This window comes from Actibacterium ureilyticum (assembly GCF_002285435.1).
GTDB classification, from domain to species: Bacteria; Pseudomonadota; Alphaproteobacteria; order Rhodobacterales; family Rhodobacteraceae; genus Actibacterium_C; species Actibacterium_C ureilyticum.
The window spans coordinates 182,308-208,740 of record NZ_NSBT01000026.1; the positions used below are offsets into that span (position 1 = coordinate 182,308).

Sequence of the window (26,433 nt, forward strand, 5' to 3'; positions counted from 1 at the left end):
CGCGCGGTTCAATCGGACCGTTCGGGCAGGTCGTCGTGATCGGTGGCGGCCATCTCTTCCAGCTCGGCCTCGGTCATGGTGTCATACATCTCGCGCGAGGCGCCTTGCAGGTCGCTTTTGGCGGTCTCGCCGCGTTTGGCCGACAGGGCGGCACCGGCGGCGCGTTGCTGGGCCTTGGATTGGGCTTTCATGGCAATGTCCTTTCGTCGGGGTGTGTCATGGGCCGAACGCCCGCGCGCGGGCGCGGGTTCCCAGAGCGGGTGGGCGAAATCGGGAACCGGGGGCGGGGGATATGCGTTCTGACCCCGACAAGGGCGCCCCTGACGCGGGCGGAAAGCGGGGTGCATGTGCTGATGGGCGCGATCGAGCCGCCGGGCCTCCGGCGCGATATCTGTATCATCCAGAACCGGAAATCCGGTCGCGGCCGGGCCGGAGAGACCACCCGCGCCTTGCGCGATGCGCTGGCCGGGCAGGGCGCCGATGTGGCGCTGCGCAGCCCCCGGCGCGGGCGCGATATCCTGAACACCGCGACCCAGGCCGTGCGCGAGGGGTTCGGCACCATCATTGCCGTGGGCGGCGACGGCACCCAATCGGCGGTGGCCCAGGCCGTGGCGGGCAGCGACGCGGTGATGGGCGTGGTCCCGACGGGAACCTTCAATTATTTCGCGCGCAGTATCGGCGTGGGCTGCGATATCGACCGCGCCATCGCGACGATCCGCGCGGGCCACAGCCGCGCCGTGGCGGTGGGCGATCTGAACGGGCGCACCTTCCTAAACAATGTCAGCCTTGGCACCTATCCGCAGATTTTGCAGGAGCGCGAGGCGATCTATAAACGCTGGGGCCGCAGCCGGATCGCGGCCTATTGGTCGGTGCTGCGGGTGCTGGCGGGGCGGCGCAGGCCGTTCGACATGCAGGTCAGCGCCGACGGGGTGCGCCGCGAGTTTCGCGCGCCGCTGGCCTTTGTGGGCCTGAATGCCTATCAGCTGCGCAGCTTCGCGCTCGAGGGGGCACAGGCTGCCGCCGATGACCGGCTGGCGCTGTTCGTGTCGCGTGCCGACGGCGCGGCGGACATGGTGGCCGCGGCGCTGCGGCTGGCCCGCCAAACCGCCGAGCGCGGGCGCGATTTCGACCTGCTTTGTGCCGATGCACTGACCATCGACACCGGGCCACGGGCGCGGCTGGTGGCGTTCGATGGCGAAAAGACCCGCATGACCGGCCCGTTTCACCTGCGCGTGCGCCCCGACGCGCTGCGGGTCTTTGTCCCGGCCCGAGGGGCGGCATGACCCGCATCGTCCACCTGTCCGATCTGCATTTCGGCCGCGACCGGCCCGAGCTTTACCAGCCGCTGTTGCAGGCGGTGAATGGCGCGGGCGCCGATCTGGTGGTGTTGTCGGGCGATCTGACACAGCGCGCGCGTCCGGCGCAGTTTCGCGCGGCCCAGGGGTTCCTGGCGGCGCTGAACGCGCCCAGCCTGGTGGTGCCGGGCAACCATGACGTGCCGCTTTACAATCTGGCGCTGCGGCTGTTGACGCCGTTCCGGCGCTATCGCCGGGCGATCTCGCACGATCTGTTCCCGGTGCGGCGCCTGCCGGGGGTGCTGGTGATCGGGATCAATACCGTCGATCCGTATCGCTGGCAGCGGGGGCGCATTCGACGCGCCACTTTGGACCGTGTTTGCGCGCTGGCGGCGGCCGACCCTGCCGAAACCGTGGTGGTCGTTGCGCATCACCCGTTCGAGGATGTGCCGGATAGCGGCAAGCGCCTGATGCGCGGGGCACAGCGGGCGGTCGACCGGATGGCGGCCAGCGGTGTGGGGCTGGTGCTGTCGGGGCATCTGCACAGCTGGCGCGCGGGTCATTTCATCGAATCCCATGGTGGACGGCGGATGTTGCAGATCCATGCTGGCACCGGCCTGTCCAGCCGCCTCAGGGCCGAGCCGAACGATTTCGCCCGGATCGACATCTCTGGTGACGATATGTGCCTGGAACGCTGGGCCTATGACGATGCGGCGGGCGGTTTCACCCCGATCCTGCACAAACGCTATCGCAGTGACGGGGCGGAGTGGCTGGGCCTTGGACCGTCTGCGGGGGAACCGGATATGTCCTGAGACGTTGACCTTTCGAAGGCGCGGTCACCTCATCCCCGAGCACCGCGTTTTCGTCTGGGCGTTCCTGTACCTGTAAGGGCGCCCGTGCCGCCGGACCGCACCGCCGTTGCGTCCGGCGGTTGCCGTTTCTGCGGTGTCAGATCAGCGGCCGGGTGACGGCCGGTTCCAGTTCGGTCATCGCGATCTGGGCCAGCGCGGATTTGTCGAACAGCGTCAGCATCCCGTCGGTCCAGCGGACCAGCTCGCGCTCGCGCAGCTTCGACAGGGTCTTGTTTGTGTGGACCAGCGACAGACCCAGCGCGTCGGCCAGATCCTGTTGGCGAAAGGGCAGGGGGACGCTGCCGCCCCGGGCCAGACCCAGCGCGCGCAGGCGCTGATACATCCGCAACAGCGCCCAGGCGATGCGCTGGATCGCGTCGCGGCGGCCCAGCGTTGCGATGGTTTCGCCCAGGAAATGCTCCTCTGCGGCGGCAATCCATGTCAGGTCATAGGCCCGGTCGGGATGGGCGCGAAAGAGCGACCACAGATCCTCGCGCCGGAAGATGCACAGCACCATGTCGGTCGTCGCTTCGACCGAATGTTTCATCTCGCCCATCAGGCTGGCCTGCAACCCGATGAAGTCGCCGGGAAAGGCGAAGTTGATCACCTGGCGCTGGCCGTCTTCCAGCGTGACATAGCGCGTGCCCATGCCCTGAAGGACGGTGTAAAGCTGCGGGCTGCTGGACCCTTCGAGCAGGATCGTGGTGCCCGGCTGGGCCTGCATCTCGCCCGATTTGAAGGACAGCATGAACTCAAGCTCGCTCTGGGTCAGGCGATCGAACAGCGAACAGTCACGAAGCGGGCAGTCTGTGCAGGCGGTTTTATGCATGGCGTGGACGTCCTGTGCGTTGGCTATGTCACAGTTTAATGCGCAAGCCGGCGTTTCGTTCCATCCTGCGGCGAATTCCCAGCCAAGATCGGACCGCATGTGAGCCTGCCTGCCCCTTATCTTGTCGTTGTCGAGGACGTGATCGTCGGCATGGACATCGCCGACGCGATCGCATCCGTCCTGCCCGAGGCCGAGGTGCTGCGCTGCCGCGACGCGGTCGAGGCGTTGCGCATCATGGGTCCGCACCGGGACATCTCGCGCGCGTTTGTCGAGGCCGACCCGGTGGGGTTCGCGGGCAGCCCGCTGGCCCATGACATCGCCCGGCGGGGCGGGCATGTGGTACTGCTGTGCGACTTTGCCGATGGGGGCGGGGCGTCGCAGGACGTCGATATCCTGCTGACGCCGTTCGGGGCGGGCGACATACGCCGATACCTGCAGAAAGAGGCGGAAAAGGGCGGAACTTAGAACCATTCCAAGCGTTGTGTCCGCAGGGATCCAATCGCAAATCAGCCGCGCCATTCCCTGCGCGGAGAGGAAAGGATGAACCATGACAGATGCAATGAAGATCGTGCCGCAGACATCGGATGTGGAAACCGGGGTGGGGGATGCTTCGGCCGTGGCCGAGGCGCTGGCAAAATCGCTGGCCGATACCTATCGGTTGGTGTTCAAGACCCATGCCTGCCACTGGAATGTCGAAGGGCCGCTGTTCTATTCGATCCACAACCTGACCGAGGCACAATATACCGACATGTTCACCGCCGCCGACGAGATCGCCGAGCGGGTGCGCGCCCTGGGCAAGCTGGCCCCCAGCGCGCTGGACGAGATCATCGAACATTCGGTCGTCAAGGACCAGAAATCGCCCGCATCGGCGCAAGAGATGGTCGAGGGTCTGGCCAGTGACCACGAAACCGTCGCCAAGCGCATGCACAAGGCCATCGAGCTGGCCGAGGACGAAAGCGACCCCGTCACCGCCGATCTGCTGACCGCCCGGTCGGCGTTTCATGAAAGTGCGGCCTGGATGCTGCGTGCGACCGCGAAGTAACCGCGGCTTTTTGCCCCGCGCAGCCTGGCGCCGGCGGTCCGAAAGGGCCGCCGGCGTTTCTTTTGGGCCGATGCCGGGCCGGGGCGCTGCCCCGGACCCCGAGGTATTTCGGCCAAGATGAAGGGGCGCACATGAAAAAGGCCCGGGATGCGTGAACATCCCGGGCCGATCAGGCAGGTCGTCGTGGCGTGCGTGTTATTTCAGCTTTTCAGCCACGCGTTCGGCGAAGACATCGACCATCGTGTTGTAATATTCTTCGCTGTCGGTGGTGATCTGCGTCAGGTCGGTGCCTTCGGGGAAGAAGGGACCGATCTCGGCAAAGGTCACCGTCAGGTCATAGTGGTCGAAATCGGTGTTGTTGGCCGGGTTGGTCACGCTGACGGCGCCCGACAGGCGGCTGTCTTCGGTGCGGGCGGCTTCCTCGAGCGTGGTGGCCAGCGACAGTTCGTCGATGTCGACGGTGATCTTGGCGCCATCGGAATCGTCGGTCAGCTGGGTGCTGATCCGCTTCATGATCTCGTCGGACAGGTCTTCGCTGACATTGTTCCAGTATTCCGCGCCGCGGAAGTTCGAGATGGCCTCCATGTCGATTTCGACCTGGACGTCGCGCACCATCGTGTTGGCGAAGGTGGGGGCGGCCATGTTGATTGCTACGGCGGCCATCAGGGCGGTTGTCATACGTTTGCGGACCATCTTGAGGTCTCCTTTCAGTCTGAGATGCAGCGCGTCGGCTGCTTGAGGAGACAACGTCCCGGCGACCGGTTCGTTCCAAAAAAATACCCCGGGACGCGGCCCGGGGCATGTTTTCATGGCGATTTTTTCGTGTTTCAGGCGGCCAGCGTATCGGTGGACGAGAAGAACATCGCCTGGCTCACGGCTGAGCGGACCTGATCCTCGGTAAAGGGTTTGGTGATCAGGAAAGCCGGTTCCGGCCGGTTGCCGGTCAGGAAGCGTTCGGGGAAGGCGGTGATGAAGATGACCGGCAGGTTTTCGAACTGGGCCAGGATGTCGTTCACCGCGTCGATGCCCGAGGAATTGTCGGCCAGCTGGATATCGGCCAGGATCAGGTCGGGGCGTTCGCGGGCGGCCAGTTCGACGGCTTCGGTCCGGGTGCGGGCGATGCCGGTGACGGCGTGGCCGGTGCCCTCGACAATCGCGGCAATGTCCATGGCGATGATCGCCTCGTCCTCGATGATCATGACCTTGCCGCGGATCGCCTGTTCCATCTCGCGCCGGGCGATATCGACATATTCGGCGGCCTCGGCCTCGGATGTCGACAGGATCTGGCCGACCTCGGCGAAGGAAAACGCCTCGATCGCGTGCAGCAGAAGGGCCTCGCGCGAGTTCGGGGTCAGCTTGGCCATATGGTCCTGTGCGCGCGCCGACAGGGTGCCGTCGGCCTCGCCCACGGGGGCGCCGGCGGTGGACCAGACGGCGTGAAAGGTGCGGAACAGCGTCACGCGGGGGCTTTCGGTGGGGGCCTCGGCCGGGTCGGCGGCCAGGATCGCCTCGAGCGTGGCGGCGGCAAAGGTATCGCCGGTTTCCTGACTGCCGGTCAGGGCGCGGGCATATCTTCTGAGGAACGGCACTGCCTGTGCGATATCTTCGGCACGGGCCGCTGCATCGTTGGATGTCATATTTTTTAGCTCCCTAGTCGCATTTTTCGGGAACCCAACGCCTGTGAATGCGTTTGGTTCCCGTGTAGCATAACAAAATAGATGGAAACTCGATGCGGCAAGAGATGAAAAAGAAAGATGAAGGCGCGCCGCCCCCTGACGAGAAGACGCGGGAGCTGAAGGCGCAGATCGACCAGAACCTTCGTCGCGTCTATGAGCAGGCGCTGGAGGAGGAGGTTCCCGACCGGTTCAAAGACCTGCTGGCGCAGCTGCGCGGCAAGGCTGGCAATCAATGAGCGCCGAGATCTCCGCGATGGACCCGCGTGAGGAACTGGTCGAGCATCTGCCCGCCCTGCGTGCCTTTGCCATCACCCTGACCCGCAACACGGCGGCGGCCGATGATCTGGTGCAGGACACCATCGTCAAGGCCTGGACGAATATCGACAAGTTTCAGGTCGGCACCAACCTGCGGGCGTGGCTGTTTACGATCCTGCGCAACACCTTCTTTTCCGACCGCCGCAAGCGCAAGCGCGAGGTCGCCGATCCCGATGGCATTCACGCCGGGCGGCTGGCCGAGGCACCGGCGCATGACGGCAAGCTGGCCTTCAACGACTTTTCGGTCGCGTTCGACCGCCTGTCGCCGGAACACCGCGAGGTGCTGATCCTGGTGGGGGCGTCGGGCTTTTCCTATGACGAGGCCGCCGAGATGATCGGTGTTGCAACAGGTACGGTCAAAAGCCGGGCCAACCGCGCCCGCCAGCGTCTGTGCGAGATGCTGGAGCTGGCGCAGGGCGAGGACCCGGTGGGCAGCAGCGGCGACCTGACCAAGGCCGTGATGGGAAGTTCGGGCGTGGAGGCGGCATGACCCAGACGCCGGAGGGTCGGCGGCGATTGTCACGACGGCTGGGGCTTCAGATGGCGTTCTTGCTGGCGCTGGTTCTGGCCCCCTTCGCCATGATCTCGATCCTTCAGATGACACTTCTGGTGCAGGAATCCAGAGCGCGGTCCGAGGCCGCGCTTTTGGGTGACACCATGCGCGCCGTGTCCAAGGAGCTGCGGATCATCCGCGAAAGCTCGGGCGCGGCCTTTGCGCTGGCGGCGGCGGTGCGGCGCGATCCGACCGACCTGAACGCGTGCCGCAGCATCATGCGGTCGCTGGTGCGGACCGACACGCGCTATGTCTTTGCGGGGTTCGTGCCGCCCGACGGGGTGATCCGCTGCGGATCGACCGAGGGGCCGATCGACGTGTCGCAGGACCCGTTCTTTCAGCAGAATGTAGATGCGCTTCAGCCGCAGGTGGCAATCAACCGCAATGCCCGGCTGGCCGACGAACCGATCCTGGCGATGACCGAGCCGGTGATCGACAGCGCGGGCGCCGTTCTGGGCTATGTTCTGGTGTCGGTGCCGCGCAGCGCTTTGGAGCCCGCGCAGGGTGACGCGCGGCCGCTGGATCTGGTGACCTTTACCGCCGATGGCGAGATCCTTTATGCCGCCACGGCGCCGGAACAGACGGCCGAGGGGCTGTTGCCCGAAAACCGCGCGCTGGGCGCTCTGGCGGGGGGCGAGCCGGTGGCGTTCAGTGCCCGCGATGCCGATGGGCGCCAGCGCGTCTATTCGGTCATCCCGATCATTCCCGACGAGATCTATGCGTTGGGGGCGCGGCTTCTGGCCGATGACACCCATTGGCTGGACAGCTGGCGCGCCACGCTACCCGCGCTGTTGCCGGCGGCGATGTGGCTGGTCAGCCTGATCGTGGCGTTTCTGGCCGCCGACCGGCTGGTCATTCGCAATATCAACAAGCTTTCGGGGGCGTTTGCGGCCTTTGCCGGCGGGTCGCGGGAAATCCGCGAGATCGACATGACCAAGGCCCCGGCCGAGATGCAGGATATCGCGGCGTCCTTCACCAGCATGGCCGAAAGCATCACCCGCGACGAGGCAGAACTGGAAGACACGATTCATCAGCGCGAGGTGCTGTTGCGCGAGGTGCACCATCGCGTGAAGAACAACCTGCAACTTATTGCATCCATTATGAATATGCAGATGCGGCGGGTCGGGACCTCGGCCGAGCGGCAGATGCTGAAAGGGTTGCAGGACCGGGTGCTGAGCCTGGCCAGTGTGCACAAGGAATTGTTCCAGACCTCGGGCCTGGCGGATGTGCGCATGGACGAGCTTTTGTCCAGCATCACCGCGCATATGGAGCGGCTGAGCGACGAGGACGGGCGGCCCTATGTGATCGCGCATGAGCTGGCGCCGATCCGGATGACGCCGGATCAGGCGGTGCCGCTGGCATTGCTGGCGACCGAGGCGCTGAACAAGGCGATGCGCCATACCAGCCTGTCGGCCGATGGCACCCGCCGGGTCGTGCTGGAATTGCGGCGCGCGGCGGACAATCACGCGGTCCTGAGCGTCGAGAACGCCTTTGACCCCGATGAACACCACGAGGAACCGCCCGCCGAGGGGTTGAGCGCGCAGCTGATCCGTGGCTTTGCCAGCCAGTTGCAGGGCAAGGTCAGCCGGGACGGGGCCGCGGGCACCTATCGGTTGAGCGTGTCGTTCGAAGTCAAGGCGCTGGCCGAGGGCGAAGAGCGCGCGCCGACGGCGTGACCCGCCTCAGGCAGCGGTGTCGCGCTTGATCGGTTCGGTCACGGGGATCCCCAGCAGCCCATCGGTCAGCACCAGCATCCAGATCAGCAGCGGGATCGCAACGATCCCGCCGATCGCCCCCCACAGCCAGATCCCGAACACCAGCGACAGGAACACCAGCAGCGGGTTCAGCTGCATGTTGCGCCCGACCAGCGCGGGGGTGATGAACTGCCCCTCGAGCCCGTTCATGGCGATGAATCCCAGCGCGGGCAGCAGGGCATAGCCATTGTCGAACTGCACCAGCCCCGCCACCAGCAGGGCGACCGCAAAGACCGCCGGCCCCAGATAGAGCACGAAGTTGATCAAGAACGCCACCAGCCCCCATAGCACCGCACCGGGCAGGCCAAGCGCCTGAAGATAGATCGCGGTGGCCAGCCCCAGACAGGCGTTGATAATGGTGATCGTGACGAAATACCGCGACACCAGCCGTTCGGCCCGCCGCAGGCAGGCGACCGTGCCCTCGCGCCGTTCGACCGCCTGGAAACAGCGGGCGACCCAGTCATAGATCTCGCGCCGGGTCAGCAGGAAAAAGAACAGCACCCCGCCGAAAATCAGGATCTGCGACAGCACCGCCGGGGCGGCGACGATGGCATCGGTGACGCTGGGCAGGTCGACGGGATCGGCGGGCGGGGGCGCGCCGGGGACAGCCTCGGCCGGGGGGGTGACGGCCTGTTCGACATCCTTGGTCACGTCCTCGATCCCCTGCACCAGCCCGCGCACGGTGTCGACGGTGTCCTTCATGTCTGACATGATCCGGGGGGCCTGATCGACCAGTTCCAGCACGAAGGGCTGCATGACCAGGACCAGCATCGCCAGCAGCGCCAGCGCCAGTGCCAGACCCAGAAGCGCGCCGATCACCGGGGGGAAGTTCCGGCGCTCCCAGAAATCGGAAAGGGGGGACAGGACGAAGCCCACGACAAGGGCCAGGGCGGCGGGGGCGGCGATGTTTTCGACCGCGTCCAGCGCGGTTAGAACCGCGATCACGGCCAGCAGGATCAGGGAAATCCGCGACAAGGTTGGTATGTGCTGCAATGGGGCCTCCTGTACCCGGATCAACGCGCGGGCGGGGGCGGCGGTTCCCTGCCCAATGGGCGATATATTTTCGGAACGGATCGCTGGCGCGGGGCGTTGAGGTCACGAAACGCACAAAGCCAAACGAAAGGAGATCGCGATGAATTGGGACCAAATCGAAGGCAAATGGAAACAGATGACCGGCGCCGTCAAGGCCAAGTGGGGCGACCTGACCGATGACGAGGTCGACCAGGTCGATGGCCGTCGCGAACGTCTGGTGGGCCTTGTCCAGGAGAAATACGGCAAGGCCAAGGAAGACGCAGAGCGCGAAGTCGACGAGTGGCTCGAGCAGGTGTAAACCGCGCCCGTCTTGCGATACCGACCCCCGCCGCGCCAACCGCGCGGCGGGGGTTCTTTTATGGCCTTTCGAATGACCATGCCGCCCATCGCGCAGGCAGGCGGCAGCCGTCCCGCGCGGGCGGGCCTTTGGCGCGCGCGGGGCGTTAGCGCGCCATCTGCGCTTCGGCTAGCATCTTCTTGAATTCAAACTGAATTAAGGGGGGATGCGCATGGCGAAATCCGAACAGATGATCACAGAGCTCAGCGACAAAGGGGTGCGGTATTGCCTGGCCAGCTATGTCGACATGCATGGCGTTTCGAAATCCAAGATGGTGCCGATCGCCCATGCAAGCGACATGATGACCGGGTCCGAGATGTTCACCGGCGCCGCCCTGGACGGCGTCCCGCAAGAGGTCAACGATGAAGAGGTCGCGGCCCATCCCGACGCCGCGTCCTGCATCGTTCTGCCCTGGCAGACGGATGTCGCGTGGTTTGCCAGCGACCTGTGGTGCGGCGGCGCGCCCTTCGACGCTTGCAGCCGCAATATCCTGAAGCGCCAGGTCGCCGCCGCGGCCGAAGCCGGTTTCACCATGAACCTGGGGATCGAGGCCGAATTCTTCGTCCTGTCCGACACCCAGGCGGGCGGCTTCGCGCCGCTGTCGGACCTGCCGCATCTGGAAAAGCCCGCCTATGACACCACGCGGCTGATGGACAACCTGCCCTGGCTGACCGAGCTGGTGGATGCGATGAACGCGCTGGGCTGGGATGTCTATTCCTTCGACCACGAAGACGGGATCGGCCAGTTCGAGATCGACTTTACCTATGCCGATGCGCTGACCATGGCCGACCGCTTCACCTTTTTGCGGTTCATGGCCAACACGATTGCGCGCAAGCACGGCGCATTCGCGTCCTTCATGCCGAAACCGATGGGGGACCGCACCGGATCGGGCGCGCATTTCAACATGTCGCTGGCCGGGCCGGATGGCACGAACCTGTTCAAGGACCCCGACGATCCGCGCGGCTGCAAGCTGTCGACGCTGGGCTATCAGTTCACCGCCGGGGTGCTGCGGCACCTGCCAGCGATCATGGCGACCGTGGCGCCGACGGTGAACAGCTATAAGCGGCTGGTCAAACAGGGCTCGATGTCGGGGTTCACCTGGGCGCCGATCTATGCCTGCTATGGCAACAACAACCGCACCAATGCGCTGCGGGTGCCGCTGGCCGGTGGCCGGGTCGAGCTACGGGCCGCCGACAGCGCCACCAACCCCTATCTGGGCGCGGCAATGGTGCTGGCCGCGGGGCTGGAGGGGATTGCCGAGGGGCTGGACCCCGGCGATCCGAACACGGACAACATGTACCTGCTGGACCAGGCCGAGCTGGACGCGCGCGGGATCAGGACCCTGCCGCGCACATTGGACGAGGCGCTGGACGCCTTCGCCGCCGATCCGCTATCGCGGCGGGTGTTCGGGGATGCGATGTTCGAAAGCTGGCTGGGGTTCAAGCGGCAGGAATGGCTGTCCTATCTGAACCACGTGTCCGACTGGGAAGTGCAGCGTTATCTGAAATTCTTCTGAACCTGCCGTATCCGGCACAAAGTGAAAGGGGCGGCCATGGGGCCGCCCCTTTCGTTCTCAGGGACGTGAAACTGTGTTCAGTGATTGTTGTAGGCGTGCTTTTCATGCACGGCCGCCAACACGATCGCGCCAAAGGTCACGACGACGGACGCAATCAGGATCAGGCTGATCATTCCGGGGCTGTGGGCGAAGGTGAAATACGCCTCGGCCCCTTCCCATGTGTCGATCGGTGCAGTGTTCATCGGATCGTTCCTTTCGGTTACTCAGCCGGGGTGGCCGTGGGCTCGGATGTGCCGACGGGTCCGGGGATATAGTTTTCGGGATAGGCCTTGACCGGGACCTTGACGACATCCAGGCCTTTTTCCTGAATGTGATCGGGCACCCGCAGCAGACCCATCATCTTCAGGATCAGCGACGCGACATAGCCCGGGATGAAGCCCAGCAGCGCCATGGTCAGCGCGCCGACCAGCTGGCCGGTCAGGCTGACGGGCGGGTAGCCTTCGACATTGGGATAGCCCGACGCAAAGATACCGCAGGCCACAACACCGATCAGGCCACCGATGCCATGCACCGGAAACGCGCCCACGGCGTCGTCGATGCCGCGCTTTTCCAGCCACACGGCAACCATCGGGACGACAAAGCCCCCGAAGCAGCCCAGCAGGAAGGCCAGCGGCGGATAATACACATCCAGACCCGATGCCGCGGCAAAGATGCCGATCAGCGCGCCCGACATCATCCAGAACGGGTCGCGGGTTTTCACCCAGGCCCCGATGATGCCACCGGCAAAGCCCATCAGCGTGTTGAACGCAAAGGCCGACAAGGTCGCGGGCTGGCCATAGATGTTGATCCACTGCTCGCCGGGCATATAGATGATGCAGCCGCCCAGGAAGCCGAAGAAGCCCACGATGATCAGCATCAGGCCGGTAATGGTGAAGGGCACGTTATGCGCCATGATCACATTGGCGCTGCCATCGGCGTTGAACTTGCCTACGCGCGGGCCAAGGTTGATCAGAACCCCCAGCGCGAAGAAGCCCGCCACCATGTGCACGACGCCCGCGGCGCCCACATCGTGATAGCCGAACTTGACCGTCAGCCAGCCGGTCGGGTGCCAGCCCCAGGCGCCGCCCAGAATCCACACCACCGAGCCCAGCAGCACCGCCAGGATGATGAACGCCGCCTGCTGGATGCGTTCGATCACCGCGCCCGAGAAGATCGAAGCGGTGGTCGCGGCAAACAGGGTGAACGCCGCCCAGAACACGCCGGTGGCGTTGTCGGCCAGGTTCGGACCCATGGATTCGGCCCATGGCAGGCCCGCGGCGCCATCCTCGGCCGGGATGAAGCCATTGTAGAAGGCCAAATAGATATACCAGCCGAAGAAGTAAAAGGTCGGCACCATGAACGCGAAGGCCAGGATGTTCTTGATCCCCGAGGCCAACACGTTCTTCACGCGGCTGGCGCCCATTTCATAGGCCAGAAAGCCCGCGTGAATGGCAATCATCAACGCGGTACACCACCAATAGAAGATTTCCATATTGACGGTGCCCGACATCGCGACCCCGCCTTCCAGCGCGGCCAGCCGTTCCGTCAGCGCCGCAATTTCCTGTTCCATCTGTCCAACTCCCCACTTCGGTTTCTTGAGCGAGGGACTCGTGTCCCTTGTATTATGAGTGAACAAATTTTCCTGACAGCAAAATGCGGAGTGCCGGGTTTGCCCCCCGCCGGGGTGGAAAGTTGTCTGTTGGGCGCTGAAAGATCGTAACTGCTGCCAGATTGTGCAACTTGCAAACAAACCCCGCGAAAGCGGCGGGCGATTCTACCCAAGGGAATAATATTTTCCCCTGAATAATATTTCTGACTGGACAGGGACCGACTCAATCGGGCTGATTTACGGGGAAATAACAGATGCAGGGAAATCGTCAGATGGATATTGAAAGCTTCGTCGAACAGGATGGCCGGGACGAACTGGTCAAGCAGGTACGGGCCAAGATCGACGAATTGGGGATCGAATATCTTTACCTTCAATTCGTGTCGGTCACGGGCAAGGTGATGGGCAAGGGCATTCCGGCCGACCATTGGGAAAGCGTCGCCAAGAAGGGGTTCCAGCTGGTCTATGGCGCGACGATGAACCTGTTCACCAACCGCGCCGGCGACTACATGGGCTATGGCCCCGAGGCGGCCGAGCTGGTGGGCATCCCCGAGCCCGAGACCTTCATGCAGCTGCCCTGGGCGCCCGAGATCGGCCGCCTGTTCTGTACGCTGTTCCGCAACCGCGAGGAAAAGGTCGACCCCGGCGCCTATCTGACCGCCGACTGCCGCGGCAACCTGCGCCGCATGCACGAGCAGTTCAAAAAGAAACACGGGCTGCAGCTGCGGATCGGGACCGAGCCCGAGATGATGTGGTTGAAATACGACGAGGACGGCAAGCCGCGCGACGGCTATTCCAAGCCCTATTGCTATCACATCGACCAGTTCGAAAGCCTGCGCCCGGTGTCGATGCAGGTCATCCGCTATGCCCGCAAGATGGGGCTGGACATGATCCAGGGCGACCACGAGGACGCGCCGGGCCAGCTGGAGCTGAACTGGACCTTTGACGATGTGCTGCGCAATGCTGACCGGCTGACGACCTATCGCCAGCTTTGCGCGCAGGTGGCGCGGGAAAACAACATCTTCGCCTGTTTCATGACCAAGCCGTTCATGGGCGTTTCGGCCAGCGGGTGCCACCACAACATGTCGCTTTGGACCGAAGGCGAAGACGTGTTCAAGCGCACCGGCAACGATCCCGACAACCTGCCGGGGATGGAAAACAACTATATGTATGTGCAGGGCGGCGATAACACCTTCATGCCCGACACCGACGATCCGCAGATGCCGGGCGCCACGGGGCTGAAGGCGATCGGCGGGGTGGTGCATCACCTGCAGGCGCTGACCGCGATCGGGGCGTCGACCGTCAATTCCTATCGCCGGCTCTGGGACACCGGCTTCTGGGCGCCGGTCTTTTCCGACTGGGGGTTCCAGAACCGCACCACGGGGCTGCGGGTGTCGGCGCCGGGACGGTTCGAATACCGCTCGGTCGATTCCATGGTGAACCCGTATCTGATGGGCTCGACCCTGTTGGCGGCGATGGATGACGGGCTGGACAACAGCCTGGACCCGGGCGAGCCGGAAGAGCGCAACATCTATGACGCCATGGCGCAGGGCAAGAAGGTCAAGAAGCTGCCGATGTCGCTGGGCGAGGCGCTGCTGCATCTGGAAAACGACGAAGTGGTCAAGCGCGGTTTGCCGGGCGAGATGTTCCGGCTGTATCATGAATACAAGACCGACGAATGGGCGCGGTTCATGTCCACCGTCACCGATTGGGACAAGGATACCTATATGGAGTGTTTGCCATGAACGCGGAAACCGCCTTTGCCGACGCGCCCTATCTGGACGTGGCCGACCCGGCCTTTTCCCTGCGCTCGGCCCCGGTGCGGGCCGCCCGCGCCGAAAGCTGGTATGCGCGCACGCCCTATGGGCTGGCGGTGTTGCGGCACAAGGAAATGGGCGACCTGCTGACCCACAAAAGCCTGATCCAGGGCAGCCATGCCTGGCCCGCCCTGAACGGCATCACCACCGGCGTCTTTGCGGAATGGTGGAATGCCTCGATCCTGGTGACCGAGGGCGAGGATCACTGGCGGCTGCGGCGGCTGGTGAACCCCGCGTTTTCGCCCAAGGTCGTCAAGACGCTGATGCCGGAATTCGAACGCATCGCCAACGACCTGGCCGACGGGTTCATCGCCAAGGGCACCTGCGATTTCATGGAGGATTTCGCCGACCCCTATGCCGCGCGGGTGCTGTGCCTGTTGTTGGGCCTGCCCGAATCCGAGGCGCCGTTCATCCTGCGCACCTCGGCCACGATGGGGTTGGCGCTGGGCGTGAATTTCAAGGCCGAGGCCGACAATATCGAGGCCGCGACGAAAGAGCTTTACGCCTATGTCGACGATGTGCTGGCCGAGCGTCAGAAAAACCCCGGCGACGATATCCTGTCGATCATGGTTCAGGCGACCGCGGATGGCGACCGGCTGAGCACGGACGAGCTGCGCAACCTGGCGCTGATGCTGGCCTTTGCCGGGGTCGACACCACGCGCAACCAGCTGGGGCTGGGCCTGTCGATGTTCATCGACCATCCCGATCAATGGGCCGCGCTGGCCGCCGATCCGTCGCTGGACATGGCCGCCGCGACCGAGGTCATGCGCATGCGCCCCACGATCACCTGGGTCTCGCGCGAGGCGGTCGAGGATTTCGAATATGGCGGCATCACCATCCCCAGGGGCACGGTGCTGCATCTGTATTCCGAAAGCGCGGGCACCGACCCCGATGCGATGGGCGACGCGCCCTTCGACATCACCGCCAAGCGCGCCCGCAATTACGGTTTCGGCGGCGGCATCCACCATTGCCTGGGCAATCTGGTGGCGCGCAACGACATGGCTGTGGCCTATCGCGTGTTGTCGGCTCGGATGGGCGTGCCCCGGCTGGCGGGCGATCCGACCTGGCTGGCCGACAGCGGCAATACCGGGCCGATCAGCCTGCCGATTGCGTTCGATCCGGTCTGATCGGGCTGCCGATCCGTGCCAAGGGCCCGCCGTCTGCGCGGGCCTTTTGCGTTGCGGGTCACAGCGCGGCGGCGATCTTTGCCGCGCCAAGCGCGCCGATCACGATGCTGGGCGCATTGGTGTTGCCGCTGGTGATGCGCGGCATGACCGATGCATCGGCCACCGACAGGCCCTGTATCCCGTGCACGCCCATTGTCGCGGGGTCGACCACCGCCATGGGGTCGGTGCCCATCTTGGCCGTGCCCACGGGGTGATAGATCGAATCCGCCGTGGCGCGCACCACCGCATCCAGATCGGCATCGCTGGTGACATCGGGGCCGGGGCGCAGCTCGGCCCCCGTGAAATCGGTCATCGCATGCTGGCGGCACAGGTCGCGCAGCATCTTCAGCCCCTCGCGCAGGGCGATGCGGTCGCCCTCGACCGCCAGATAGTTCGGGTCGATCCGGGGTTTCTGCGTCGGATCGGCCGAGGCGAGCTTCAGGCGGCCCCGGCTTTCGGGCTGCAACTGGGTCACGTCGATGGCAAAGCCATGGCCGCGATCGTCGGCGGTGGCCCCGTCGAAGGCCAGCGCGTTGATGTAATGCAGCTGCGTGTCGGGCGGCCCGTCACCGGCGCCCAGGCGCAGGAACGCCCCGGCCTCCAGCCCCTGCTGGGTGCCGATGCCGGTCTTGCTCAGCAGCCATTGCGCGCCGACGGCCAGGTTGTTGGGAAACTTCGCGTGATCCCACAGCGACAGGGGCTTGGTCATGCGGTGCTTGACCTTGACCTCCAGATGGTCGTGCAGGTTCGCACCCACACCGGCCAGATCGGCGCGGAGGGGAATGCCAAGCGCGCGCAGGTCCGCCGCCGGGCCGATCCCCGACAGCAACAGCAGATGCGGCGTGCCGATGGCGCCCGCGCACAGCACCACATGCCCTGCGGTCAGGGTTTCGGTGCCGCCCCCGGCGGCGATGCGCACACCGTCGATCCGCGCGCCATCGCCCGACAGGCCCAGCACCTGAACCCCGCTGCGGATGGTCAGGTTGGCCCGCCCGCGCGCAAGGCTCAGGTACGCCGCCGCCGCGCTGCGCCGCCGCCCGTCGCGGATGTTCAGCCGGTACATGCCGAAGCCCGGGGCCTGTCCGTCGACAAACGGCGCGGTGGGGTGCCCCATCTGTCCGCCCGCCGCGACAAAGGCGGCAAAGGCCGCGTTGCCCGATCCCGGCATCTGCGGGTCCATCGCCTGTTCGACATCCGCCAGCACCGGGGCCACATCGGCCCAGCCCCAGCCCGGGCAACCATTGGCGGCCCAGTGGTCATAGTCGCTGGCATGGCCCGTGACCCAGACCATGGCGTTGATCCCCGACGAGCCGCCCATGACCCGCCCGCGCGGCACATAAAGCTTGCGCCCGTCCATATGCGCCTGTGGCACGGTTTCGAAATGCCAGTTGAATTGCGGCGCGGCGATTGCCTTGGCGACGCCTGCGGGCATCTGGACGAAGGGATGGCGGCCCTGCGGCCCGGCCTCGATCAGCAAAACGGTGCAGGCGGGATCGCGCGACAGCCGTTCGGCCAGCGCGCAACCGGCGCTGCCGGCGCCCACCACGATGATGTCGTGGCTCATGCCAGCAGCTCGCGCAGCGCGGCGTCGATAAAGGCCGTATCGGGATCGTTGCGCCCCCCGGCGGCGTAATGGCCCCAGACGCTGTCGATCACGCGCAGCTCGGCATTGGGCATCTGTGCGACCTCGGCCGCGTTGTCGGCGGGGGGGAAATAGAAATCGGTGCGGCAGGGCATGACGATGGACCGCGCTTTGATCGCCCCCAGCGCCGCCGCCCGGTCGCCCTGATAGATCGGGTTGTTGCCCAGGTCGCACAGCTGCCATGTGCGGATCATCGACAGCATGTCATTGGCATCCAGCCCGTAATACATCGCATCCCAGACGTTTTTCAGGTAATCCTCGACCGTGACGAAGCCCATGTCGCGCCACAGCTCCTGCCGGTACCAATCCTGGCTCAGGACCCATCCGGCCCAGACGCGGCCCTTGGCCGTCATCCCGCGCCAGGGCTGTTCGGCATAGCGCCCCTGTTGCCAGGCCTGATCGGTGGTCAGCGCGTGGCGGATCCCCTCGAGAAAGACATAGGTGTGATGCGCGGTCGTGGACTGGCCGCAGAAACAGGCCATGTTTTCCACCCGGTCGGGAAAGGCCGAGGCCCATTGAAACGCCTGTTGGCCCGCCATCGACCAGCCGCAGGCCAGCTTGATCTGTTCGATCCCGAACACCTCGCGCAGCAGTCGTTCCTGCAACATCACGTTGTCATATTGGGTGATCGCGGGGAAATCCGGCCCGCCCAGCGGGATGGGCGTGTTTGATGGGGACGAGGACAGGCCGTTGCCCATCATGTTGGGCACGACGATGAAATACTTGTCCGGGTCCAGCGCCATGTCCGCGCCGATCAGATAGGCGTTGTCGGCGTGGTTGCCGCCATAGCGCGTGGGATAGACGATGACGTTGTCCTTGGCCGCGTTCAGCGTGCCATGGGTGACATAGGCCAGCTTCGCATCGGTCAGGGTGATGCCGCATTGCAGGTGGACGGGCCCCGCATCGAAAACCTGGTACTGTCCGGGATCCGCGCTCATGCCGCCACCCCCGCCGGAATGCCGGTGACGCGGCACCAGTTGTCGAAGACGGTGCGCGCGGCGGCGGTGAAGGCGGCCATGTGGGCATTTGCCTCGGCCTCCAGCCGGGCGACGGCGCCGGTGCCCAGCGTGGCCTCCAGCGCGTCGGCATATTCGGGGATGGCGGCCCACAGGGCCACGGTTTCCGGTTCGACCTCCAGATGGAACTGGGTCGAAAACGCCTTGTCGCCCCAGCTCATCGCCTGCACCGCACAGGCGGGCGAGGATGCCAGAACCTGCGCGCCTTCGGGGGGCGTCGTGACCTCGGCCCCGTGCCATTGCAGCACCGGCAGCGGGTCGGGCACCCCATCGGTAAAGGGCGAGGGCGCGGTTTGCGTCACCTCCATCACGCCGACCTCGGCCGTGCCCTTGCCGCAGCTGCCGCCCAAGGCTTCGGCCAGCAGCTGATGACCCAGGCACAGACCGAAGAAGGGCAGGGCGCGGTCGACCACCGCCTGCCGGATGAACGCCTTTTCGTCGCGCAGCCAGGGATGCTGATCTTCCTGCCAGACATCCATCGGCCCACCCATCACCCACAGCGCATCGACGCCATCCAGGCTGGGCAGGCTTTCACCCTCGTTCAGGTGCACGGGCGTCCAGTGATGCCCGGCCTGCGTGATCATCGGGCGGAACGCGGCGGGGTGTTCGATCCGCTCGTGTTGCAGGACAAGAAAATGCATATCTGATTCCCCGGTTTGTTGGATTGCCCGATCCTTGGGCAAAGCGGCGCCTGTCCCCCCGAAATTCACACCTGAGCCCCTCGGCGGCAAGAAAAAATGTTGCGCTACAGTAAAAAAATGTAACCATGAGGAAAACTTGAGCACACGGGAGTTTATCACCATGCGGATTTGCATCATCGGGGCCGGGCCATCGGGGCTGGCGCAGTTGCGCGCCTTTCAGTCGGCCAAACAAGCCGGGGCCGAGATTCCCGAAATCGTCTGTTACGAGAAACAGGCCGATTGGGGCGGGCTGTGGCGCTATGACTGGCGCACGGGGCTGGATGAATACGGCAACCCCTGTCACGGGTCGATGTACCGCTATCTGTGGTCGAACGGCCCGAAAGAGGGGCTGGAATTTGCCGATTACAGCTTTGACGAGCATTTCGGCAAGCCCATCGCCAGCTATCCGCCGCGGGCCGTGCTGTTCGACTATATCGAAGGCCGGGTGAAAAAGGCGGGCGTGCGCGACTGGATCCAGTTTTCGACCGTGGTGCGCGATGTGCGTTTCGACGATGCGACAGGCATGTTCACCGTGACCGCGCGGAACTGCCAGACCGACAGCGAAACGGTCGAGGCGTTCGATCATGTCATCGTCGCCTCGGGCCATTTCTCGTTTCCCAGCGTGCCGCATTATCCGGGTTTCGAAAGCTTCAATGGCCGCATCCTGCACGCCCATGATTTCCGCGACGCGCGCGAGTTCGAGGACAAGGATATCCTGATCCTGGGCACGTCCTATTCGGCCGAGGATATAGGCTCGCAATGCTGGAAATACGGCTGCAAGTCGATCACCGTGTCGCACCGCACCGCGCCCATGGGCTATGACTGGCCGGAGAACTGGTCCGAGGTTCCGGCGCTGGAACGGGTCGAGGGGAAGACGGCGTATTTCAAGGACGGCACGTCGAAAACCGTCGATGCGATCATCCTGTGCACCGGCTACAAGCACCATTTCCCGTTCCTGCCTGACGATCTGCGGCTGAAGACCGCCAACCGGCTGGCGGCGAGTGACCTTTACAAGGGCGTGGTCTGGGTCAAGAACCCCAAGCTGTTCTATCTGGGGATGCAGGACCAGTGGTTCACCTTCAACATGTTCGACGCCCAGGCTTGGTGGGTGCGTGATGCCATTATGGGCAAGATCGCGCTGCCTGACCGCGCGGCGATGGATGCCGACTGGCAGCAGCGCCAGGCGGACGAGGACGCGGTACCCGACGATTACGGCGCCATCGTCTATCAGGGCGATTACGTGCAGGAGCTGATCGACGAGACCGACTATCCCAGCTTTGACGTGGCCGCCGCGAACGAGGCGTTCTTTCAATGGAAGAAGCACAAGAAGAAGGGGATCATGTCCTTCCGCGATCATGGCTACGTGTCGCCGATGACCGGCACCATGGCCCCGCCGCACCACACCCGGTGGAAGGATGCGCTGGACGACAGCCTGGAATCCTATCTGGCGATCGAAGACGCGCCGGCGCGCGCGGCGGGCGGCTGACGCCTTGGCGGGGTTCGCGGATTTCGGGCGGGCGCATCTGCGGTCGGGGGTGCGGACGCCCGGGCTGCCGGTGCTGCCGCCGGGGATGGAACGCCACCCGGTGCCACCGGGCGGATCGCGTGCGCTGGAGCTGCGCGCGGGCGACGAGATCACCGTGGTCGACCGCGAGGGCGGGCAGATGGCCGAGCTGGTGGTCTTTGCCGCTGACGGGCGCAGCGACGCGGCGCTGATCGGCGCGCCGGACGATGGCGCGCCGGTGGGGCTGCAACAGGCGATCATGGCCGGGCCTTCGGGGCAGGCGGTGCGCCGCGCGCTGGACCGCGCGGGGTTTGATCTGGGACAGGCGCGCGCCGTGCGGTGTCTGGGCGGTGACGGCCGCCCCGGCGACAGCGCCAGTTTCACCGCACAGGAAGACGGGCTGCTGATCGTCGCGGCCCCCGGCGGGCCGATGGCGCCACAGGACCAGACCCCGCCGACCGAACTGCTGCTGTACCTGCGCCGGGCCACGACCGGCGCGGCGGGCCTGCTTGCGCCGCCCGATCCGCTGGCCGACCCGATCCTGGACGTGAACATCGCCCCGGGCGAGGCGCATGTATATGAGGTCGCAAAGGGCGGCTTCATCCAGATCCTGGATGTGCAGGGGCGGGAATGTTCGGATTTTCAGGCGTTTTCCGCCCGCGCGTTGGAGGCCGGGATCGAGCGCGAGATCGACCCGACCGCCACACGATCGCTGACCGGGCATATCTATCCCCAACCGGGGCTGCACGCGAAATACTGGAACGTGGATTTCGAGCCGCTGGTGGAAATCGTTCAGGACACATGCGGGCGGCATGACACGTTCGGGCTGGCCTGTACCGCGCGCAGCTATGCCGATCAGGGCTATCCGGGGCATGTGAACTGCACCGACAATATCAACGCGGGGCTTGCGCCTTATGGCGTGCGGCCGCGCGCGGGGTGGCCCGCGATCAACTTCTTCTTCAACACGCTGATCGACGCCGATCATGGGATCGTGACCGACGAGCCCTGGTCGCGGCCGGGCGACTATGTGCTGCTGCGGGCGTTGACCGATCTGGTCTGCGTGTCGACCGCATGCCCCGACGATATCGACCCGGCCAATGGCTGGAATCCCACAGACATACAGATGCGCACCTATCGTCCGGGCGAGTCGTTCAAACGCTCGATCGGGTGGCGCAAACGCCCGGAGGACCCCGTGGAGGATACCAAGGAAACCGGTTTTCATGCCTGCTTTGCACGGCATACGCGGGATTTCGTGAACTATAACGGCTATTGGCTGGCCAACGAGATGACGGGCCGGGGCGCGTTGCAGGAATACTGGGCCTGCCGCGAACGCGCCGCGATCATGGACCTGTCGCCCCTGCGCAAGTTCGAGGTGACCGGCCCCGATGCCGAGGCGCTGCTGCAGATGTGCGTGACCCGCAACATGGCCAAGCTGGCGGTGGGGCAGGTCGTCTATACCGCTGTCTGCGCCGAAAACGGCGGCATGATCGACGATGGTACCGTGTTCCGGCTGGGCGATCACAATTTCCGCTGGATCGGCGGTTGCGACGACAGCGGCACATGGATGCGCGAACAGGCGGTCAAGCACCGCATGAATGCCTGGGTGCGCAGCTCGACCGACCAGATGTGCAATGTCGCGGTGCAGGGGCGGCTGAGCCGTCAGATCCTGGACCAGGTGTTCTGGACCCCGCCGCATCAGCCCACCATCGAGGAATTGGGCTGGTTCCGCTTCACCATCGCGCGGGTGGGCGATTATGACGGTATCCCCTGCGTGATCAGCCGCACGGGCTACACCGGCGAGCTGGGCTACGAGGTCTTCTGTCACCCCAAGGATGCGGTGGCGGTGTTCGACGCGATCTGGGCGGTGGGCGAGCCGCTGGGGATGGAACCGCTGGGTCTGGCGGCGCTGGACATGCTGCGGATCGAAAGCGGGCTGGCCTTTGCGGGCCATGAATTCGACGACCAGACCGACCCGTTCGAGGCCGGGATCGGTTTCACCGTGCCGCTGAAATCCAAGACCGACGATTTCATCGGCCGCGCCGCGCTGGAAACCCGCAAGGCCGCCCCGCAGCGCAGGCTGGTGGGGCTGGAGCTGCCCGCGCGCACCGTGCCCGCTCATGGCGATTGCGTGCGGCTGGGCCGGGTGCAGGTGGGGGTCGTGACCTCGGCCACGCGCTCGCCCATCCTGAACAAGACCATTGCCTTGGCCCGTGTCGACATCCAACATGCCGAGATCGGGACCGAGCTGGAAATCGGCCAACTCGACGGGCACCAGAAACGGCTTCAGGCGACCGTGGTCCGGTTTCCGCATTTCGACCCCGACAAGAGCCGCGCGAAAGGGGACTACGACGCATGAGGGCAGAGGACCGCATCCGCGCGATGGATTTCTGGTCCGGTCCGGTCACGATCACGCCCCTGGGCGGCGGGATCACCAATGTGAATGCGGTGGTGCAGGACGGCACCGGCAAATACGTGGTGCGGCTGGGCGCCGATATTCCCGAACACGGGATCATGCGCTGGAACGAGGTCGCGCTGGCCCGCGCGGCGGCCGATGCCGGGATCTCGCCCGCCTTGCGCCACGCCGCGCCGGGGCTGCTGGTCTTTGACTTCGTCGAAGCCATCGCGCTGACGCCCGAGGATCTGCATGACCCACAGGTGCTGGCGCAGGCTGTCGATCTGGTGGCGCGGGTGCATCGCGACCTGACACCCCGGCTGCGCGGACCTGTCCTGACCTTCTGGGTGTTCCATGTGCTGCGCGATTATGCGGGCTATCTTCGCGATCACGCCTCGCCCCATGTGGACAAGCTGGACGGCCTGCTGGCCACCGCCGCCGAGCTGGAAGAGGCCGTCGGCCCGGTCCGGCTGGTGCTGGGGCATAACGATCTGCTGCCCGCCAATATCCTGCAGGGGGGCGACCGGCTGTGGCTGGTCGACTGGGAATATGGCGGGTTCAATTCCGCGTTGTTCGATCTGGGCGGGCTGGCCAGCAATGCGGGGCTGGGTGCGGCGGCCGAACAGGGGATGCTGGCGCGGTACCTGGGCCACGCCCCCGATGCCGCTTACCTGCGCCGCTATGGTGCGATGAAATGCGCCTCGCTCCTGCGCGAGGCGATGTGGAGCATGGTGTCCGAGCTGACCTCGGACATCGAGTTCGATTACCCGGCCTATACGGCCGAAAATCTGGCGCAGTTCCAAGCCGCCCTGACCGCCTGGAAGGAGGGCGCATGACCGATTTTCCCACCACCGCCCGGGCGGTGATCGTCGGCGGGGGCATCATCGGCTGTTCCACCGCCTATCACCTGGCCAAGTTGGGGTGGGACGTGGTGCTGCTGGAACGCAAGAAGCTGACATCGGGCACCACGTTTCACGCCGCGGGGCTGGTGGGGCAGCTGCGCTCCAGCGCGAATATCACGCAGCTTCTGGGCTATTCGGTGCAGCTTTACGATACGCTGGAACAGGAAACCGGGCAGGCGACGGGCTGGAAGCGCAATGGCGGGCTGCGGCTGGCCTGTAACCAAGAACGCTGGACCGAGGTCAAGCGCCAGGCCACCACCGCCCATTCCTTCGGCCTGCAGATGGATCTGCTGACCCCGTCCGAGGCACAGGCGCTGTGGCCGCTGATGGATGTGTCGGACGTGGTGGGGGCGGCGTTCCTGCCGACCGATGGTCAGGCCAACCCGTCCGATATCACCCTGTCGCTGGCCAAGGGCGCGCGGATGGCGGGCGCCCGGATCTTCGAAGATACCAAGGTCCTGTCGGTCGAGATCGAGGATGGCGTGATCCGGGGCGTGACGACCGAACGCGGCCGCATCGAAACGCCCGTCGTCGTGGCCTGTTGCGGCCAGTGGACCCGCGATTTCGCGGCGCGGGTGGGGGTCAATGTGCCGCTGGTGTCGATGGAACATCAGTACATGGTCACCGAACCCATCCCCGGCGTGAGGCCCGACCTGCCGACGCTGCGCGATCCCGACCGGCTGACATACTGGAAGGAAGAGGTCGGCGGCCTGGTCATGGGCGGCTACGAGCCGAACCCCAAGCCCTGGGCCGTGGACGGCATCCCGCCCGGCTTCCACTATTCCCTGCTGGACAGCGATTTCGACCATTTCGAACAGATCATGGAACAGGCGCTGGGCCGGGTGCCCGCGCTGGAAACCGCCGGGATCAAGACGGTGACCAACGGCCCCGAAAGCTTCACGCCGGACGGCAATTTCATCCTGGGCGAGGCACCGGAGCAGCCCGGGTTTTTCGTCGGCGCGGGGTTCAATGCGTTCGGCATCGCCTCGGGCGGGGGGGCGGGCATGGCGCTGGCGGAATGGGTCGCGACGGGCGCGCCGCCCTTCGATCTGTGGCCCGTCGATATCCGCCGCTTCGGGCGCAGCCATTTCGACACCGACTGGATCCGCACCCGCACGGTCGAGGCATATGGCAAACACTACACCATGGCCTGGCCGGCCGAGGAACATGACAGCGGGCGGCCCGGGCGCCGCTCGCCGCTTTATGACCGGCTGGCGGCGCGCGGGGCGGTCTTTGGCGAGAAACTGGGGTGGGAGCGGCCCAACTGGTTCGCCGGGCCGGGCGACACGCCGCGCGATATCTATAACTTCCAGCGGCCCAACTGGCACGAGGCCGTCGGGCGCGAACACCGCGCCGCGCGCGAGGCCGCCGTGCTGATCGACCAGAGCAGTTTCGCCAAGTTCCTGCTGAAAGGTCCCGATGCGGAAGCCGTGCTGAACCGGATTGCCGCCAATGACATTTCCGGGCCGGTGGGCACGCTGACCTATACCCAGATGCTGAACGATCACGGCGGGATCGAGGCGGATGTGACCATCGCCCGCATCGCGCGGGATGAATTCTATGTGGTCACCGGCACCGGCTTTGCCACGCGGGATTTCGACTGGATCGCCAGGGGGGTGCCGGGCGATGCGCGGGCGCAGCTGGTGGATGTGACATCTGCCCAGGCTGTGCTGTCGCTGATGGGTCCCAAGGCGCGCGCGATCCTGCAGGCGGTGACGCGGGCGGATCTGTCGAACGCGGCCTTTCCCTTTGGCACGGCGCAGAAGATCGCCATCGCGGGCGCGCCGGTCTGGGCGCTGCGCGTCAGCTATGTCGGCGAGCTGGGGTGGGAGCTGCACCTGCCCACCGAATACGCCGCCACCGTCTTCGACGCGCTGCACGCGGCGGGTGGGCCGCACGGGCTGACCGATGCGGGCTATCGCGCCATCGAAACCCTGCGGCTGGAAAAAGGCTATCGCGCCTGGGGGGCGGATATCGGCCCCGACACCACCCCGATCGAGGCCGGTCTGGGCTGGGCGGTGAAGCTGGACAAGGGCGATTTCCGTGGCCGCGACGCGATCCTGGCGCAGCGCGAAACGGGCGTCACCCGGATGCTGGCGACCTTTACCGCCGCTCCGGATGTGATCCTGCTGGGGCGCGAGACGATCTTTCGCGACGGTAAACGTGTGGGCTATCTGTCGTCGGGCGGATATGGGCACACGGTGGGCAAATCCATCGGCATGGGCTATGTGCGCAACCCCGATGGCGTGACCCGCGATGAGGTTCTGTCGGGCGACTATACGCTTGAGGTGGCCACCGAACGGGTGCCCTGTCAGGTGACGCTGGCCCCGCTTTACGATCCGAAACACGCGCGCATGAAAATCTGAGGGTTCCGCTGCAAGAGATTGATCTGAAACCGGAAAGACCGTCTTTGTGCCGCCCCGTCCCGGGGCGCGCATGCCGCCGTTGCGGATCGTGCAGGCTTGACAT

General features: G+C 65.3%; 25 protein-coding genes. 15 read left to right on the forward strand and 10 right to left on the reverse strand.

Annotated features, from left to right (window positions below; all coding sequences use genetic code 11):
• Positions 1-8 precede the first annotated feature (8 nt).
• Positions 9-191 (reverse strand): DUF3008 family protein, encoded by a 183-nt coding sequence (locus CLM60_RS09485; protein ID WP_095588920.1) that lies wholly within the window; start codon positions 189-191, stop codon positions 9-11.
• A 27-nt stretch (positions 192-218) separates the two neighbouring features.
• Here CLM60_RS09485 and CLM60_RS09490 point away from each other — a divergent pair, with 27 nt between their 5' ends.
• On the forward strand, positions 219-1,283 hold the full coding sequence (locus tag CLM60_RS09490; RefSeq protein ID WP_095588921.1) for a diacylglycerol/lipid kinase family protein: 1,065 nt from the start codon (positions 219-221) through the stop codon (positions 1,281-1,283).
• A complete protein-coding gene (locus CLM60_RS09495; RefSeq protein ID WP_095588922.1) occupies positions 1,280-2,107 on the forward strand; it encodes a metallophosphoesterase family protein in 828 nt (275 codons plus the stop codon). The genes CLM60_RS09490 and CLM60_RS09495 overlap by 4 nt, the downstream gene beginning before the upstream one ends.
• A gap of 136 nt (positions 2,108-2,243) precedes the next feature.
• On the opposite strand, the gene CLM60_RS09500 is transcribed toward CLM60_RS09495, so the two are convergent.
• Entirely contained in the window at positions 2,244-2,975 is a 732-nt protein-coding gene (locus tag CLM60_RS09500) for a Crp/Fnr family transcriptional regulator (protein ID WP_095588923.1), read from the reverse strand.
• A 99-nt stretch (positions 2,976-3,074) separates the two neighbouring features.
• On the opposite strand from CLM60_RS09500, the gene CLM60_RS09505 reads away from it, so the two are divergent.
• Positions 3,075-3,440 (forward strand): hypothetical protein, encoded by a 366-nt coding sequence (locus CLM60_RS09505; protein WP_095588924.1) that lies wholly within the window; start codon positions 3,075-3,077, stop codon positions 3,438-3,440.
• Between the two features lie 82 nt (positions 3,441-3,522).
• On the forward strand, positions 3,523-4,017 hold the full coding sequence (locus CLM60_RS09510; protein ID WP_095588925.1) for a Dps family protein: 495 nt from the start codon (positions 3,523-3,525) through the stop codon (positions 4,015-4,017).
• 195 nt (positions 4,018-4,212) lie between these two features.
• Here CLM60_RS09510 and CLM60_RS09515 read toward each other — a convergent pair whose 3' ends face one another.
• Together CLM60_RS09515 and CLM60_RS09520 are read right to left on the reverse strand one after the other, a co-directional pair.
• Positions 4,213-4,710, reverse strand: coding sequence for a hypothetical protein (locus tag CLM60_RS09515; protein WP_095588926.1), 498 nt, complete (start codon positions 4,708-4,710; stop codon positions 4,213-4,215).
• Positions 4,711-4,844: 134 nt separating this feature from the next.
• Positions 4,845-5,654 carry a response regulator gene (locus CLM60_RS09520; RefSeq protein ID WP_095588927.1) on the reverse strand — a complete coding sequence of 270 codons (810 nt, stop codon included), beginning with the start codon at positions 5,652-5,654 and terminating at the stop codon, positions 4,845-4,847.
• Between the two features lie 104 nt (positions 5,655-5,758).
• Between CLM60_RS09520 and CLM60_RS09525 the strand changes: the two genes are divergently transcribed.
• The 3 genes from CLM60_RS09525 to CLM60_RS09535 are packed head-to-tail and all read left to right on the forward strand — an operon-like array spanning position 5,759 to position 8,237.
• Positions 5,759-5,929 carry a NepR family anti-sigma factor gene (locus tag CLM60_RS09525; protein WP_095589319.1) on the forward strand — a complete coding sequence of 57 codons (171 nt, stop codon included), beginning with the start codon at positions 5,759-5,761 and terminating at the stop codon, positions 5,927-5,929.
• Positions 5,926-6,498, forward strand: coding sequence for an RNA polymerase sigma factor (locus tag CLM60_RS09530; RefSeq protein WP_095588928.1), 573 nt, complete (start codon positions 5,926-5,928; stop codon positions 6,496-6,498). The genes CLM60_RS09525 and CLM60_RS09530 overlap by 4 nt, the downstream gene beginning before the upstream one ends.
• Positions 6,495-8,237 (forward strand): sensor histidine kinase, encoded by a 1,743-nt coding sequence (locus CLM60_RS09535; RefSeq protein WP_095588929.1) that lies wholly within the window; start codon positions 6,495-6,497, stop codon positions 8,235-8,237. The genes CLM60_RS09530 and CLM60_RS09535 overlap by 4 nt, the downstream gene beginning before the upstream one ends.
• A 6-nt stretch (positions 8,238-8,243) precedes the next feature.
• Here the strand turns inward: CLM60_RS09535 and CLM60_RS09540 are convergent, their stop codons facing one another.
• Positions 8,244-9,308, reverse strand: a complete 1,065-nt coding sequence (locus tag CLM60_RS09540) for an AI-2E family transporter (protein WP_176473841.1) — start codon at positions 9,306-9,308, stop codon at positions 8,244-8,246.
• Between the two features lie 139 nt (positions 9,309-9,447).
• Here CLM60_RS09540 and CLM60_RS09545 point away from each other — a divergent pair, with 139 nt between their 5' ends.
• Positions 9,448-9,645 carry a CsbD family protein gene (locus CLM60_RS09545; protein WP_095588931.1) on the forward strand — a complete coding sequence of 66 codons (198 nt, stop codon included), beginning with the start codon at positions 9,448-9,450 and terminating at the stop codon, positions 9,643-9,645.
• Between the two features lie 211 nt (positions 9,646-9,856).
• A complete protein-coding gene (gene glnT / locus CLM60_RS09550; protein ID WP_217983282.1) occupies positions 9,857-11,200 on the forward strand; it encodes a type III glutamate--ammonia ligase in 1,344 nt (447 codons plus the stop codon).
• Positions 11,201-11,277: 77 nt separating this feature from the next.
• On the opposite strand, the gene CLM60_RS20900 is transcribed toward glnT, so the two are convergent.
• The gene (locus CLM60_RS20900; RefSeq protein ID WP_176473842.1) at positions 11,278-11,442 is read right to left on the reverse strand and encodes a hypothetical protein; all 165 of its coding nucleotides are present in this window, start codon (positions 11,440-11,442) and stop codon (positions 11,278-11,280) included.
• Between the two features lie 17 nt (positions 11,443-11,459).
• Positions 11,460-12,809 carry an ammonium transporter gene (locus CLM60_RS09555; RefSeq protein WP_095588933.1) on the reverse strand — a complete coding sequence of 450 codons (1,350 nt, stop codon included), beginning with the start codon at positions 12,807-12,809 and terminating at the stop codon, positions 11,460-11,462.
• 311 nt (positions 12,810-13,120) lie between these two features.
• Between CLM60_RS09555 and CLM60_RS09560 the strand changes: the two genes are divergently transcribed.
• Both CLM60_RS09560 and CLM60_RS09565 read left to right on the forward strand, forming a co-directional pair.
• On the forward strand, positions 13,121-14,590 hold the full coding sequence (locus CLM60_RS09560) for a glutamine synthetase family protein (protein ID WP_095588934.1): 1,470 nt from the start codon (positions 13,121-13,123) through the stop codon (positions 14,588-14,590).
• Positions 14,587-15,789, forward strand: coding sequence for a cytochrome P450 (locus CLM60_RS09565; RefSeq protein ID WP_095588935.1), 1,203 nt, complete (start codon positions 14,587-14,589; stop codon positions 15,787-15,789). The genes CLM60_RS09560 and CLM60_RS09565 overlap by 4 nt, the downstream gene beginning before the upstream one ends.
• 58 nt (positions 15,790-15,847) lie before the next feature.
• On the opposite strand, the gene CLM60_RS09570 is transcribed toward CLM60_RS09565, so the two are convergent.
• Genes CLM60_RS09570 through CLM60_RS09580 form a run of 3 tightly spaced genes read right to left on the reverse strand, consistent with a single transcriptional unit; the run spans position 15,848 to position 19,127 of the window.
• The gene (locus CLM60_RS09570) at positions 15,848-17,392 is read right to left on the reverse strand and encodes a GMC family oxidoreductase (protein WP_095588936.1); all 1,545 of its coding nucleotides are present in this window, start codon (positions 17,390-17,392) and stop codon (positions 15,848-15,850) included.
• Positions 17,389-18,408: an alpha/beta fold hydrolase gene (locus CLM60_RS09575; protein ID WP_095588937.1), complete on the reverse strand. Its 1,020-nt coding sequence runs from the start codon at positions 18,406-18,408 to the stop codon at positions 17,389-17,391. Before CLM60_RS09575 ends, CLM60_RS09570 begins: the two co-directional genes overlap by 4 nt.
• Positions 18,405-19,127: a type 1 glutamine amidotransferase gene (locus CLM60_RS09580; protein ID WP_095588938.1), complete on the reverse strand. Its 723-nt coding sequence runs from the start codon at positions 19,125-19,127 to the stop codon at positions 18,405-18,407. The genes CLM60_RS09575 and CLM60_RS09580 overlap by 4 nt, the downstream gene beginning before the upstream one ends.
• Positions 19,128-19,287: 160 nt before the next feature.
• Between CLM60_RS09580 and CLM60_RS09585 the strand changes: the two genes are divergently transcribed.
• From CLM60_RS09585 to CLM60_RS09600, 4 genes are read left to right on the forward strand one after another with little or no spacing between them, the layout of a single operon-like run.
• Entirely contained in the window at positions 19,288-20,652 is a 1,365-nt protein-coding gene (locus CLM60_RS09585; protein ID WP_095588939.1) for an NAD(P)-binding domain-containing protein, read from the forward strand.
• A gap of 4 nt (positions 20,653-20,656) precedes the next feature.
• Entirely contained in the window at positions 20,657-23,026 is a 2,370-nt protein-coding gene (locus tag CLM60_RS09590; RefSeq protein ID WP_483855346.1) for a trimethylamine N-oxide demethylase, read from the forward strand.
• Entirely contained in the window at positions 23,023-23,898 is an 876-nt protein-coding gene (locus tag CLM60_RS09595) for a phosphotransferase (RefSeq protein WP_095588941.1), read from the forward strand. Before CLM60_RS09590 ends, CLM60_RS09595 begins: the two co-directional genes overlap by 4 nt.
• Entirely contained in the window at positions 23,895-26,330 is a 2,436-nt protein-coding gene (locus CLM60_RS09600) for a GcvT family protein (protein ID WP_095588942.1), read from the forward strand. The genes CLM60_RS09595 and CLM60_RS09600 overlap by 4 nt, the downstream gene beginning before the upstream one ends.
• Positions 26,331-26,433: the final 103 nt, after the last annotated feature.

Coding starts and splice junctions, on each gene's coding strand:
- CLM60_RS09500 (WP_095588923.1), bottom strand. CDS start 2,975: ATGCATAAAACCGCCTGCACAGACTGCCCGCTTCGTGACTGTTCGCTG.
- CLM60_RS09585 (WP_095588939.1), top strand. CDS start 19,288: ATGCGGATTTGCATCATCGGGGCCGGGCCATCGGGGCTGGCGCAGTTG.
- CLM60_RS09595 (WP_095588941.1), top strand. CDS start 23,023: ATGAGGGCAGAGGACCGCATCCGCGCGATGGATTTCTGGTCCGGTCCG.
- CLM60_RS09515 (WP_095588926.1), bottom strand. CDS start 4,710: ATGGTCCGCAAACGTATGACAACCGCCCTGATGGCCGCCGTAGCAATC.
- CLM60_RS09530 (WP_095588928.1), top strand. CDS start 5,926: ATGAGCGCCGAGATCTCCGCGATGGACCCGCGTGAGGAACTGGTCGAG.
- CLM60_RS20900 (WP_176473842.1), bottom strand. CDS start 11,442: ATGAACACTGCACCGATCGACACATGGGAAGGGGCCGAGGCGTATTTC.
- CLM60_RS09520 (WP_095588927.1), bottom strand. CDS start 5,654: ATGACATCCAACGATGCAGCGGCCCGTGCCGAAGATATCGCACAGGCA.
- CLM60_RS09510 (WP_095588925.1), top strand. CDS start 3,523: ATGACAGATGCAATGAAGATCGTGCCGCAGACATCGGATGTGGAAACC.
- CLM60_RS09495 (WP_095588922.1), top strand. CDS start 1,280: ATGACCCGCATCGTCCACCTGTCCGATCTGCATTTCGGCCGCGACCGG.
- CLM60_RS09600 (WP_095588942.1), top strand. CDS start 23,895: ATGACCGATTTTCCCACCACCGCCCGGGCGGTGATCGTCGGCGGGGGC.
- CLM60_RS09535 (WP_095588929.1), top strand. CDS start 6,495: ATGACCCAGACGCCGGAGGGTCGGCGGCGATTGTCACGACGGCTGGGG.
- CLM60_RS09555 (WP_095588933.1), bottom strand. CDS start 12,809: ATGGAACAGGAAATTGCGGCGCTGACGGAACGGCTGGCCGCGCTGGAA.
- CLM60_RS09570 (WP_095588936.1), bottom strand. CDS start 17,392: ATGAGCCACGACATCATCGTGGTGGGCGCCGGCAGCGCCGGTTGCGCG.
- CLM60_RS09560 (WP_095588934.1), top strand. CDS start 13,121: ATGGATATTGAAAGCTTCGTCGAACAGGATGGCCGGGACGAACTGGTC.
- CLM60_RS09545 (WP_095588931.1), top strand. CDS start 9,448: ATGAATTGGGACCAAATCGAAGGCAAATGGAAACAGATGACCGGCGCC.
- CLM60_RS09580 (WP_095588938.1), bottom strand. CDS start 19,127: ATGCATTTTCTTGTCCTGCAACACGAGCGGATCGAACACCCCGCCGCG.
- CLM60_RS09485 (WP_095588920.1), bottom strand. CDS start 191: ATGAAAGCCCAATCCAAGGCCCAGCAACGCGCCGCCGGTGCCGCCCTG.
- CLM60_RS09575 (WP_095588937.1), bottom strand. CDS start 18,408: ATGAGCGCGGATCCCGGACAGTACCAGGTTTTCGATGCGGGGCCCGTC.
- glnT (WP_217983282.1), top strand. CDS start 9,857: ATGGCGAAATCCGAACAGATGATCACAGAGCTCAGCGACAAAGGGGTG.
- CLM60_RS09525 (WP_095589319.1), top strand. CDS start 5,759: ATGAAAAAGAAAGATGAAGGCGCGCCGCCCCCTGACGAGAAGACGCGG.
- CLM60_RS09565 (WP_095588935.1), top strand. CDS start 14,587: ATGAACGCGGAAACCGCCTTTGCCGACGCGCCCTATCTGGACGTGGCC.
- CLM60_RS09490 (WP_095588921.1), top strand. CDS start 219: ATGGGCCGAACGCCCGCGCGCGGGCGCGGGTTCCCAGAGCGGGTGGGC.